The following is a 12,894-nucleotide window of genomic DNA, read 5'->3' as shown; positions in this document are numbered from 1 at the left end:
GTGCTGTAACTCTTCCGTGCGGCTGCCAACCGGCCGCACGTGAAGTGCCAGAGTGGGGTTGACCGAATGGCAACCCCAAAGTTGTTCTAGGGGTATAGCTCAACTGGCAGAGCGTCGGTCTCCAAAACCGAAGGTTGGGGGTTCGATTCCCTCTGCCCCTGCCAATTCATCAGCCGCGTAGCGCGACATAGCGCCACGCGGCTTGTCTCGTTTGGGAAACATGGCCAATCCGAACGTCGAAACCGTTAACACCGCCAGCGGCAAGTGGCTGCTGATCGTGGCGTTCCTGCTGGTGGTCGCCGGGGTGATCGGTTTTTATCTGCTGGCGCAGCAACCGAGCTACGTCCGTGCCGCTTCGCTGATCGGCGGGCTGGTGCTGGGCGCCGGTGTCGCGCTGGTGTCCTCGCCTGGGCAGAGCTTTATCGAGTTTGCCCGTGAGTCGTACCGCGAAGTTCGCAAGGTCGTTTGGCCGACGCGCAAGGAAGCTGGGCAGATGACCGGTCTGGTGTTTGCCTTCGTGGTGATCATGGCCTTGTTCCTGTGGTCTGCGGACAAGCTCATCGAGTGGGTGATCTTCTCGCTCGTGTTGGGCTGGAAATAATTGGGTGAAGCCATGACGGATAACGTAGCGAACGACACGTCCACGGATTCGTCCGCACCGGCCTCGAAGAAGCGCTGGTATGTCGTGCATGCCTACTCGGGCATGGAAAAAAGCGTGCAACGCGCGCTGCAGGAGCGCATTGAGCGCGAAGGTCTGCAACATCTGTTCGGCCAGATTCTGGTGCCGTCGGAAGAAGTGATGGAGAGCAAGAACGGTCGCAAGACCGTGACTGAGCGTCGCCTGTATCCGGGCTACGTCTTCGTCGAAATGGAAATGACCGACGTCACCTGGCACTTGGTGAAGAATACCGCCAAGGTCACGGGATTCATCGGTGGCACGGCTAACCGCCCGTCGCCGATTTCCCAGCGCGAGCTCGACAAGATGCTGGCTCAAGTCCAGGAAGGGATCGAGAAGCCGCGTCCCAAGACGCTGTTCGAAGTGGGCGAGATGGTGCGTGTGAAGGAGGGCCCGTTCACCGACTTCAACGGCAACGTCGAGGAAGTGAACTACGAGAAGTCGCGCTTGCGCGTTTCCGTGACGATCTTTGGTCGTGCGACGCCGGTCGAGCTTGAGTTCGGCCAGGTCGAGAAGGTGTAAAGAATTTGGCGCGGCGGCGTAGGCCGTTGTGCCAGTCGCCCAGTCCACTGGACTTGGCGGGCAACGGCGGTGTAGCTGCCTGAGCCAACAGAGGAGCGTCAGCCTCGCGCTGATGCGTTACCACTCAATAGGATTGCCATGGCTTTTTTGCCGGGCAATCCGGATTGGAGTCAAGATGGCCAAGAAAATTATTGGCTTTATCAAGCTGCAAATTCCGGCTGGTAAAGCAAATCCGTCCCCGCCCGTCGGCCCGGCCCTGGGTCAACGCGGTCTGAACATCATGGAGTTCTGCAAGGCATTCAACGCGCAGACTCAAGGCATGGAACCGGGCCTGCCGGTGCCGGTGGTGATCACCGCCTTCGCCGACAAGAGCTTCACCTTCGTGATGAAGTCGCCGCCGGCGACCGTGCTCATCAAGAAGGCCGCCGGTATCCAGAAGGGTTCGGCCAAGCCGCATACCGACAAGGTCGGCAAGATCACCCGCGCCCAGGCTGAAGAAATCGCCAAGGCAAAGAATGCGGACCTCACCGCTGCTGATCTGGACGCCGCCGTGCGTACGATCGCCGGTAGCGCCCGTTCGATGGGTATCACGGTGGAGGGCCTGTAATCATGGCAAAGATTTCGAAGCGCGTGGCCGCGAACAAGGCCAAGGTCGAGCGCACCAAGTTCTACCCGATCGACGAAGCGCTGAGCCTCGTTAAGGAATGCGCAAGCGCCAAGTTCGATGAGTCCATCGACGTGGCCGTGCAACTGGGCATCGACGCCAAGAAGTCGGACCAAGTGGTTCGTGGTTCGGTTGTGCTGCCTGCAGGTACCGGCAAGTCGGTGCGCGTGGCTGTGTTCGCCCAAGGCGACAAGGCTGAGCAAGCCAAGGCTGCTGGCGCCGAGATCGTCGGTATGGAAGACCTGGCCGAGCAGATCAAGGCCGGCAACATGGACTTCGACGTCGTGATCGCTTCGCCGGACACGATGCGCGTGGTCGGTACGCTGGGTCAGATCCTGGGCCCGCGCGGCCTGATGCCGAACCCGAAGGTTGGCACCGTGACGCCGGACGTGGCGACGGCTGTGAAGAACGCCAAGGCTGGTCAGGTGCAATTCCGTGTCGACAAGGCCGGTATCATCCACGCCACCATCGGCCGCCGTTCGTTCGAACCGGCTGCGCTGAAGAGCAACCTGGCTGCGCTGCTGGACGCACTGACCAAGGCCAAGCCGGCCTCGAGCAAGGGCGTGTACCTGCGTAAGGTTGCTGTCTCGTCGACGATGGGTGTTGGCGTGCGCGTCGACCAGTCGACGCTGGCTGCCTGATCGTTTTCGACTATTCGCGCTGGGTGGCCCGATAACCATCCCGGCGTTAGCAGTTTTCTCCCGCGTAGCCTCGGCTGCGCGGCCCCTTGTAGTTTGAGGGAAGAACTTTGGGCAGTGGCGGATGCGTGCGCAAGCGTGCTGATGCCGCTGGTTATCAAAGACCGTTGGCGGTGGAGGACTCTTCGGGGCCGACACCTTAATCGCTGCGCAATCCGGCAACGGGGCGTACGGCCAACGCAGATGGCGCCCCCGAAGGGAATAAGTGACTTTGGTATTGCCGAAGTGATTTGTGCCAATCGGACGCCGTACTTTTGGACTGACCAAGGTGACCGCAATGCTTGCGGAAGCCGACGTCGTTTTGGAGCTTAACCGTGGCACTCAATCTCGAAGATAAGAAGGCCGTCGTGGCCGAGGTAACGGCGCAAGTCGCCAAGGCCTCGACCATCGTCGTCGCTGAATATCGCGGTATCACGGTTGGCGATCTGACCAAGCTGCGCGCGCAAGCGCGCCAGCAAGGCGTCTACCTGCGCGTTCTGAAGAACACGCTGGCACGCCGTGCTGTTGAAGGCACGCCGTTTGCCGAACTCGCTGAGCAACTGACCGGCCCGCTGATCTACGGTATTTCCGAAGACGCAGTGGCCCCGGCCAAGGTGCTGAACGATTTCGCCAAGGGCAATGACAAGCTGGTGCTGCGCGCTGGTTCGTACGAAGGCAAGGTGCTGGACGCCAATGGCGTGAAGGCCCTGGCTTCGATCCCGAGCCGCGAAGAACTGCTCAGCAAGCTGCTGTTTGTCATGCAGGCGCCGGTGTCGGGCTTTGCCCGCGCCCTGGCTGCTCTGGCCGCAAAGCAAGGCGAAGGCGAGAGCGCAGCAGCCTAATCGGCCGCAGCACCTCCCACAGATCGCACGATCGATACCGAATCACATTCTGGAGTTATTCAAATGGCAATCACCAAAGACGACATCCTCGAAGCCGTTGGCTCGATGTCCGTGATGGAACTGAACGACCTGGTCAAGGCGTTCGAAGAGAAGTTTGGCGTGTCGGCTGCAGCCGTCGCCGTTGCTGGCCCGGCTGGCGCTGGTGCAGCAGCAGCTGCTGAAGAGCAAACCGAATTCACCGTGACGCTGAAGAGCGCCGGCGCGAACAAGGTTGGCGTCATCAAGGCCGTGCGTGAAATCACCGGCCTGGGCCTGAAGGAAGCCAAGGACCTGGTCGATGGCGCACCGAAGCCCGTGAAGGAAGGCGTCGATAAGAAGACCGCCGACGAGCTGGTGAAGAAGCTGGTGGAAGCCGGCGCGGAAGCCGAAGCCAAGTAAGTGCAGGTCTCGCGTGCCGTATTCGGTACGCGACGGAGGCTGGCAAAGGGAGATTTCCCGGCGCCAGCCTTTTTGCGCTTGTGGGGCCGATTGTTGAGCGATCCCGCAATCACGCTGTAAGTATCGTTGAAGTCTCGTTTGTGTCTTTCATGCCGGTTTTTCCGGCAGCCGGCCGGAACAAGGCCAGCAGAGGCCAAACATCAGTGGCACACTAGGCAGTTCGCAGTCCGCTGATGTTTGTCTTCTGAACCGACTGCAGAAGGCAAGTTTGGTCGGGTACTCCCCCGTCCGTGGCATGGGCTCCATGGGTCCATGTGCGGGCGGCGCGCGCAATACCGTCAGCCAGAGGTTGGTAGCGGCCAACCGCCAAATCCCGTCACCAGTCGCTGAACACCTCAAGTGCCAGGCGTACTCATCGTTCTGAGTCCGGCCTTAAGTCCGTCGCGCGCACTTGCGATGATTCGGAGATCCCATGGCGTACAGCTTTACCGAGAAAAAGCGTATTCGCAAGAGTTTCGCGAAGCGCGCAACGGTCCATCAGGTTCCCTTCCTGCTTGCCACCCAGATTCAATCGTATGCTCAGTTCTTGCAGGCCGAGACCGGCCCTTCGCAACGCAAGACCGAAGGCCTGCAGGCTGCATTCAATGCCATCTTCCCCATCGCGTCGCACAATGGTCTGGCGCGCATGGAGTTCGTGTCGTATCACCTGTCCAACCCGCCGTTTGACGTCAAGGAATGTCAGCAGCGTGGTCTGACCTTCCACTCGGCGCTGCGCGCAAAAGTGCGCTTGATCATCAACGACCGCGAGAACCCCACCAAGGTCAAGGAGATCAAGGAGCAGGAAGTCTACATGGGCGAAATTCCGCTCATGACGGACACCGGTTCGTTCGTGATCAACGGTACGGAACGTGTGATCGTGTCCCAGCTGCACCGCTCGCCGGGCGTGTTCTTCGAGCACGACAAGGGCAAGACGCACAGCTCGGGCAAGCTGCTGTTCTCGGCACGGATCATTCCGTACCGTGGCTCGTGGCTCGACTTCGAATTCGACCCGAAGGACATCCTGTACTTCCGCGTTGACCGCCGCCGCAAGATGCCGGTGACGATCCTGCTGAAGTCGATCGGCCTGACGCCGGAGCAGATCCTGGCGCACTTCTTCGTGTTCGACAACTTCACGCTCAAGAGCGAAGGCGCACTGATGGAGTTCGTGCCCGAGCGCCTGCGCGGTGAAGTCGCTCGCTTCGACATTGCCGACAAGAACGGTAAGGTCGTCGTCGAGAAGGACAAGCGTATCAACGCCAAGCACATCCGCGACCTGGATTCGGCCGGTACCAAGCTGATCAGCGTGCCGGAAGACTACCTGCTGGGCCGCGTGCTGGCGAAGAACATCGTCGACCCGGATACCGGTGAAGTCCTGGCCAACGCCAACGACGAACTGACCGAAGGCGTGCTCGAGAAGCTACGCGACGCCGACGTGAAGGAAATCCAGACGCTGTACACGAACGATCTGGACCAGGGTCCGTACATCTCGTCCACGCTGCGCACGGACGATACCGCCGACCAGACCGCCGCGCGTATCGCGATCTACCGCATGATGCGCCCCGGCGAGCCGCCGACCGAAGACGCCGTCGAAGCGCTGTTCCATCGCCTGTTCTACAGCGAAGATTCGTACGATCTGTCGCGCGTGGGCCGCATGAAGGTCAACAGCCGCCTGAACCGCTCGGAAGGTACGGGCCCGATGGTGCTGACGGATGACGACATCCTCGACACGATCAAGCTGCTGGTGAACCTGCGTAACGGCAAGGGCGAAGTGGACGATATCGACCACCTCGGCAACCGTCGCGTGCGTTGCGTCGGCGAACTGGCGGAAAACCAGTTCCGCGCCGGTCTGTCGCGCGTTGAGCGTGCCGTGAAGGAACGTCTGGGCCAGGCCGAGACGGAAAACCTGATGCCGCACGACCTGATCAACTCGAAGCCGATTTCGTCGGCGATTCGCGAGTTCTTCGGTTCGTCGCAGCTGTCGCAGTTCATGGACCAGACCAACCCGCTGTCGGAAGTCACGCACAAGCGTCGTATTTCGGCACTGGGCCCGGGCGGTCTGACGCGCGAGCGCGCGGGCTTTGAAGTCCGCGACGTGCACCCGACCCACTATGGCCGTGTGTGCCCGATCGAAACGCCGGAAGGTCCGAACATTGGTCTGATCAACTCGCTGGCACTGTACGCGCAGCTGAACGACTACGGCTTCCTGGAAACGCCGTATCGCAAGGTCGAGAACGGCAAGCTGACCGATCAGGTCGATTACCTGTCGGCCATCGAAGAAGGCAAGTACGTGGTGGCGCAGGCCAACGCGACGGTGGACGAGAACGGCAACCTGATCGACGAACTGGTCTCCGCACGTGAAGGCAGCGAGCGTGAAACCCGTATGGTCACGCCGGACCGCGTGCAGTACATCGACGTGGCACCGTCGCAGATCGTGTCGGCCGCAGCTTCGCTGGTGCCGTTCCTCGAGCACGATGATGCAAACCGTGCACTGATGGGCGCCAACATGCAGCGTCAGGCCGTGCCTTGCCTGCGTGCGGACAAGCCGCTGGTGGGTACCGGCGTCGAGCGCACCGTGGCAGTGGACTCGGGTACGGCTGTGCAGGCTACCCGTGGCGGCGTGGTTGACTACGTTGACGCGAACCGCGTGGTGATCCGCGTGAACGATGCGGAAGCCGTGGCGGGTGAAGTCGGCGTCGACATCTACAACCTGATCAAGTACACGCGTTCGAACCAGAACACGAACATCAACCAGCGTCCGATGGTCAAGGTGGGCGATATCGTTGCCCGCGGCGACGTGATCGCTGACGGCGCCTCGACCGACATGGGCGAGCTCGCGCTCGGCCAGAACATGCTGGTCGCGTTCATGCCCTGGAACGGCTACAACTTCGAGGATTCGATCCTGATCTCGGAGCGCGTGGTGGCAGAAGACCGCTACACCTCGATCCACATCGAGGAACTGTCGGTCGTTGCTCGCGACACCAAGCTCGGACCGGAAGAAATCACGCGCGATATCTCGAACCTGGCTGAAGCCCAACTGGCGCGCCTGGACGAGTCGGGCATCACGTACATCGGCGCAGAAGTGGAAGCCGGCGACGTGATGGTCGGCAAGGTCACGCCGAAGGGCGAGACCCAGCTGACGCCGGAAGAGAAGCTGCTGCGTGCGATCTTCGGTGAGAAGGCGTCCGACGTGAAGGACACTTCGCTGCGCGTGCCGTCGGGCATGAGCGGTACCGTGATCGACGTGCAGGTCTTCACGCGTGAAGGCGTGACGCGCGACAAGCGCGCCCAGTCGATCATCGACGAAGAACTGAAGCGCTACCGCCTGGACCTGAACGACCAGCTGCGTATCGTGGAAGGCGATGCCTTCCAGCGTCTGGAACGTCTGCTGGTGGGGAAGGTTGCCAACGGCGGCCCGAAGAAGCTGGCCAAGGGCACTGCGCTCACGAAGGAATACCTGGCTGACCTCGACAAGTGGCACTGGTTCGACATCCGTCCGTCGGATGACGAAGTGGCCACCCAGCTCGAAGCCGTGAAGGAGGCCATCGAGCAGAAGCGCCACGACTTCGACCTCGCGTTCGAAGAGAAGCGCAAGAAGCTCACGCAAGGCGACGAACTGCCGCCGGGCGTGATCAAGATGGTCAAGGTGTACCTGGCCGTGAAGCGTCGCCTGCAGCCTGGCGACAAGATGGCCGGCCGTCACGGTAACAAGGGTGTCGTGTCGAAGATCACCCCGATCGAAGACATGCCGTACATGGCTGACGGTACGCCGGCAGACATCGTGCTGAACCCGCTGGGCGTGCCTTCGCGGATGAACGTGGGTCAGATTCTCGAAACCCACCTAGGCTGGGCCGCACGCGGTCTGGGCGAGCGCATCGGCAACATGCTCAAGGCGCAAGCCAAGGCTGCCGAAGTGCGCAAGCTGCTGAACCAGATCTACAACGAGAGCGGCAAGGTCGAAGACCTGGACAGCCTGTCCGACGCCGAGATCCTGGAGCTCGCCGAGAACCTGAAGAAGGGCGTGCCGTTCGCGACGCCGGTGTTCGACGGTGCGCATGAGGACGAAATCCGTCGCATGCTGGACCTCGCCTATCCGGAAGACATTGCGAAGGAGAAGGGCCTGACCGCTTCCAAGCAGCAGGTCACGCTGTTCGACGGGCGCACCGGTGAAGCCTTCGAGCGTCCGGTCACGCTGGGCGTGATGCACATGCTGAAGCTGCACCACTTGGTCGACGACAAGATGCACGCGCGTTCGACCGGTCCGTACTCGCTGGTGACGCAGCAGCCGCTGGGCGGTAAGGCCCAGTTCGGTGGCCAGCGTTTCGGTGAAATGGAAGTGTGGGCACTCGAAGCGTACGGCGCGTCCTACGTGCTGCAGGAAATGCTGACCGTGAAGTCGGATGACGTGAACGGCCGGACCAAGGTGTACGAGAACATCGTCAAGGGCGAGCACTCGATCGATGCCGGCATGCCGGAATCGTTCAACGTGCTGGTGAAGGAAATCCGCTCGCTGGGTATCGACATCGACCTCGAGCGCAACTAAGCGCCCGAGCGATGGGAGCGCGGTAGACACATCGCCGCGCTCCGGTAACAGCAGCCATTGACGAAGATTTAGGGCCGGTGCCTTAGCAACCTAGGGCGCCAGCCTCAAACTCAAGGAGTTTGGAATGAAAGCATTGCTCGACCTATTCCGCCAGGTACAGCAAGAAGAGCAGTTTGACGCGATCAAGATTGGCCTCGCGTCGCCTGAGAAAATCCGTTCGTGGTCGTACGGCGAAGTCAAAAAGCCCGAGACCATCAACTACCGTACGTTCAAGCCTGAGCGTGACGGTCTGTTCTGCGCCAAGATCTTCGGCCCGATCAAGGACTACGAGTGCCTGTGCGGTAAGTACAAGCGCCTGAAGCACCGTGGCGTGATCTGCGAGAAGTGCGGCGTGGAAGTGACGCTGGCCAAGGTGCGCCGTGAGCGCATGGGCCACATCGAACTGGCTGCGCCGACCGCGCACATCTGGTTCCTGAAGTCGCTGCCGTCGCGTCTGGGCATGGTGCTCGACATGACGCTGCGCGACATCGAGCGCGTGCTGTACTTCGAAGCATTCGTCGTGGTTGAGCCGGGCATGACCGCGCTCAAGAAGAGCCAGATCATGTCGGAAGACGACTACCTGGCCAAGTGCGACGAGTACGGCGAAGGCGAATTCGTCGCCATGATGGGCGCCGAAGGCATTCGCGAGCTGCTGCGCGGCATCGACATCGAGAAGCAGATCGAGACGATCCGCGCCGAGCTGCAAGCCACGGGTTCGGAAGCCAAGATCAAGAAGTTCGCCAAGCGCCTGAAGGTGCTCGAGGCCTTCCAGCGTTCGGGCATCAAGCCGGACTGGATGATCCTGGAAGTGCTGCCGGTGCTGCCGCCGGAACTGCGTCCGCTGGTGCCGCTGGACGGCGGCCGTTTCGCCACGTCGGACCTGAACGACCTGTATCGCCGCGTGATCAACCGGAACAACCGTCTGAAGCGTCTGCTTGAGCTGAAGGCGCCGGAGATCATCGTGCGCAACGAAAAGCGCATGCTGCAGGAAGCAGTGGACTCGCTGCTGGACAACGGCCGTCGCGGTAAGGCGATGACCGGCGCCAACAAGCGTCCGCTGAAGTCGCTGGCTGAAATGATCAAGGGTAAGGGCGGCCGTTTCCGTCAGAACCTGCTGGGCAAGCGCGTGGACTACTCGGGCCGTTCGGTCATCGTGGTGGGCCCGACGCTCAAGCTGCATCAGTGCGGCCTGCCCAAGCTGATGGCGCTCGAACTCTTCAAGCCCTTCATCTTCCACAAGCTGGAAACGATGGGCATCGCCACCACGATCAAGGCGGCGAAGAAGGAAGTGGAAAGCCAGACGCCGGTGGTGTGGGACATCCTGGAAGATGTCATCCGCGAGCACCCGGTGATGCTGAACCGCGCACCGACGCTGCACCGTCTGGGTATCCAGGCGTTCGAGCCGGTGCTGATCGAAGGCAAGGCCATCCAGCTGCACCCGCTGGTCTGCGCGGCGTTCAACGCCGACTTCGACGGTGACCAGATGGCTGTTCACGTTCCGCTGTCGCTCGAAGCGCAGATGGAAGCGCGCACGCTGATGCTGGCGTCGAACAACGTGCTGTTCCCGGCCAACGGCGATCCGTCGATCGTGCCGTCGCAAGACGTGGTGCTGGGTCTGTACTACACGACCCGCGACAAGATCAACGGCCGCGGTGAAGGCATGACGTTCGCCGACATCTCGGAAGTGATCCGCGCCTACGAGAACAAGGAAGTCGAACTGGCTTCGCGCGTGAACGTGCGAATCACCGAGTATGAGCTGGTGAACCCGGAAGCCGACGGCGACGCCCGTTTTGCCCCGAAGATCACGCTGCAATCGACCACGGTCGGCCGCGCGATCCTGTCGGAGATCCTGCCGAAGGGTCTGCCGTTCTCGGTGCTGAACAAGCCGCTGAAGAAGAAGGAAATTTCGCGCCTGATCAACACGGCATTCCGCAAGTGCGGTCTGCGCGAAACCGTGATCTTCGCTGACAAGCTGCTGCAGTCGGGCTTCCGCCTGGCAACGCGCGCCGGTATCTCGATCGCCATCGACGACATGCTGGTGCCGCCGGCCAAGGAGAAGATCATCTCCGAAGCCGCCGCCAAGGTGAAGGAATACGACAAGCAGTACATGTCGGGTCTGGTGACGGACCAGGAGCGTTACAACAACGTCGTGGACATCTGGGGTGCCGCTGGTGACCAGGTGGGCAAGGCGATGATGGAGCAGCTCCAGACTGAAGACGTGGTCGATCGCCACGGCAAGACCGTCAAGCAAGAGTCGTTCAACTCCATTTACATGATGGCCGACTCGGGCGCACGGGGTTCCGCAGCGCAGATCCGTCAGCTGGCAGGGATGCGTGGCCTGATGGCCAAGCCGGACGGCTCGATTATTGAGACGCCGATTACCGCAAACTTCCGCGAAGGCCTGAACGTTCTGCAGTACTTCATCTCGACCCACGGTGCACGTAAGGGTCTGGCGGATACGGCACTGAAGACCGCGAACTCGGGTTACCTGACCCGTCGTCTGGTCGACGTGACGCAGGATCTGGTCGTGGTGGAAGATGATTGCGGCACCACCAACGGCGTCCTGATGAAGGCGCTGGTGGAAGGCGGTGAAGTGATCGAAGCCCTGCGCGACCGTATCCTGGGCCGCGTGGTCATTGGCGACGTGGTGAACCCGGAGACGCAGGAAACTGCGATCGAAAACGGCACGCTGCTGGACGAAGACCTGGTCGAGCTGATCGATTCGATCGGCGTGGACGAAGTCAAGGTCCGCACGCCGCTGACCTGCGACACGCGCTACGGCCTGTGCGCCAAGTGCTACGGCCGTGACCTCGGCCGCGGTGTGCTGGTGAACTCGGGTGAAGCGGTGGGTGTGATCGCTGCTCAGTCGATCGGTGAGCCGGGCACGCAGCTGACGATGCGTACGTTCCACATCGGTGGTGCGGCATCGCGTGCGGCAGTGGCATCGAGCGTGGAAGCGAAGGCAACCGGTATCGTGCGTTTCACGGCGACGATGCGTTACGTCACCAACGCGAAGGGCGAGCAGATCGTCATCTCGCGTTCGGGCGAAGCGCTGATCACCGACGACCACGGCCGCGAGCGCGAGCGCCACAAGATCGTCTACGGTGCAACGCTGCTGGTGCAGGATGGCCAGTCCATCAAGGCCGGCACGCAGTTGGCCACGTGGGATCCGCTGACGCGTCCGATCATCTCGGAGTACTCGGGCACCATCAAGTTCGAGAACGTCGAAGAAGGGGTGACCGTTGCCAAGCAGATGGACGAAGTGACCGGTCTGTCGACGCTGGTGGTGATCGATGCGAAGCGTCGTACCACGGCTTCGAAGGGCATCCGTCCGCAGGTGAAGCTGCTCGACTCGTCGGGCGCCGAAGTGAAGATCCCGGGCACGGACCACTCCGTGACCATCGGCTTCCAGGTGGGCGCGCTGATCACCGTGAAGGACGGTCAGCAAGTGCACGTGGGTGAAGTGCTGGCACGTATCCCGACCGAATCGCAGAAGACGCGCGACATTACCGGTGGTCTGCCGCGTGTGGCTGAACTGTTCGAAGCCCGTTCGCCGAAGGACGCTGCCGTGCTGGCAGAAGTCACCGGTACGACTTCGTTCGGTAAGGACACCAAGGGCAAGCAGCGCCTGGTGATTACGGACCTCGACGGCAATGCCCACGAGTTCCTGATCGCCAAGGAAAAGCAGGTGCTGGTGCACGATGGCCAGGTGGTCAACAAGGGCGAAATGATTGTTGAAGGCCCGGCTGACCCGCACGACATCCTGCGCTTGAAGGGCGTGGAAGAGCTGGCAACGTACATCGTCGACGAAGTGCAGGACGTGTACCGTCTGCAGGGCGTGAAGATCAACGACAAGCACATCGAAGTGATTGTTCGTCAGATGCTGCGCCGCGTGCAGATCGCCGATGTGGGCGACACCCGCTTCATCCCGGGTGAACAGGTGGAGCGTTCGGACCTGCTCGACGAGAACGACAAGGTGATCGCGCTGGGCAAGCGTCCGGCGACCTACGAGAACCTGCTGCTGGGTATCACGAAGGCATCGTTGTCGACCGACAGCTTCATCTCGGCGGCGTCGTTCCAGGAAACCACGCGCGTGCTGACCGAAGCCGCCATCATGGGCAAGGTCGACGACCTGCGTGGTCTGAAGGAAAACGTCATCGTCGGCCGTCTGATCCCGGCCGGTACCGGTCTGGCTTACCACCGTGCCCGCAAGGCCAAGGAAGCCGCCGACCGCGACCGCGCTGCAGCGATTGCCGAAGAAGAAGCCGCTTCGATCTTCGAGACGCCTGTCGTCCACCAAGAGGAAGGCGGCGCCGCCTGAAGTTAGGCAGCGTTCTCCGCATCAAAAGCCCGGCCCCCTCATGGGGTGCCGGGCTTTTTTTTGCCTGCATGTTGCGCAAACAACAATTGCGTCAATGCCGGCGTCAGCACGTTCTGATTTTCTCGAAACGTTAACC

At 61.4% G+C, this 12,894-nt stretch carries 8 protein-coding genes and 1 tRNA gene; all 9 read left to right on the top strand.

What is annotated here, in order from left to right; all coding sequences use genetic code 11:
- Positions 1–88 precede the first annotated feature (88 nt).
- The 9 genes from C404_RS56965 to rpoC all read left to right on the top strand — a co-directional run bounded on the left by C404_RS56965 (position 89) and on the right by rpoC (position 12,758).
- Positions 89–164, top strand: a tRNA-Trp gene (locus tag C404_RS56965).
- Between the two features lie 56 nt (positions 165–220).
- Positions 221–601: a preprotein translocase subunit SecE gene (gene secE / locus C404_RS56960; RefSeq protein WP_021197604.1), complete on the top strand. Its 381-nt coding sequence runs from the start codon at positions 221–223 to the stop codon at positions 599–601.
- Positions 602–613: 12 nt separating this feature from the next.
- Positions 614–1,198: a transcription termination/antitermination protein NusG gene (nusG, locus tag C404_RS56955; protein ID WP_031330221.1), complete on the top strand. Its 585-nt coding sequence runs from the start codon at positions 614–616 to the stop codon at positions 1,196–1,198.
- Positions 1,199–1,373: 175 nt separating this feature from the next.
- Positions 1,374–1,805, top strand: coding sequence for a 50S ribosomal protein L11 (gene rplK / locus C404_RS56950; RefSeq protein WP_004634453.1), 432 nt, complete (start codon positions 1,374–1,376; stop codon positions 1,803–1,805).
- A 2-nt stretch (positions 1,806–1,807) separates the two neighbouring features.
- Positions 1,808–2,503: a 50S ribosomal protein L1 gene (rplA, locus tag C404_RS56945; RefSeq protein WP_021197602.1), complete on the top strand. Its 696-nt coding sequence runs from the start codon at positions 1,808–1,810 to the stop codon at positions 2,501–2,503.
- A 371-nt stretch (positions 2,504–2,874) separates the two neighbouring features.
- Complete coding sequence (rplJ, locus tag C404_RS56940) at positions 2,875–3,381, top strand: 50S ribosomal protein L10 (RefSeq protein WP_021197601.1); 507 nt, start codon at positions 2,875–2,877, stop codon at positions 3,379–3,381.
- A 63-nt stretch (positions 3,382–3,444) separates the two neighbouring features.
- Positions 3,445–3,819 (top strand): 50S ribosomal protein L7/L12, encoded by a 375-nt coding sequence (gene rplL, locus C404_RS56935; protein ID WP_021197600.1) that lies wholly within the window; start codon positions 3,445–3,447, stop codon positions 3,817–3,819.
- Positions 3,820–4,291: 472 nt separating this feature from the next.
- Positions 4,292–8,398, top strand: a complete 4,107-nt coding sequence (rpoB, locus tag C404_RS56930; RefSeq protein WP_021197599.1) for a DNA-directed RNA polymerase subunit beta — start codon at positions 4,292–4,294, stop codon at positions 8,396–8,398.
- Positions 8,399–8,522: 124 nt separating this feature from the next.
- Positions 8,523–12,758 carry a DNA-directed RNA polymerase subunit beta' gene (gene rpoC, locus C404_RS56925; RefSeq protein WP_021197598.1) on the top strand — a complete coding sequence of 1,412 codons (4,236 nt, stop codon included), beginning with the start codon at positions 8,523–8,525 and terminating at the stop codon, positions 12,756–12,758.
- Positions 12,759–12,894 lie beyond the last annotated feature (136 nt).

This window comes from Ralstonia sp. AU12-08 (assembly GCF_000442475.1).
Taxonomy (GTDB): domain Bacteria; phylum Pseudomonadota; class Gammaproteobacteria; order Burkholderiales; family Burkholderiaceae; genus Ralstonia; species Ralstonia insidiosa.
The sequence above is the reverse complement of the archived record's forward strand: the minus strand, read 5'-3'. Positions and strand labels throughout refer to the sequence as shown.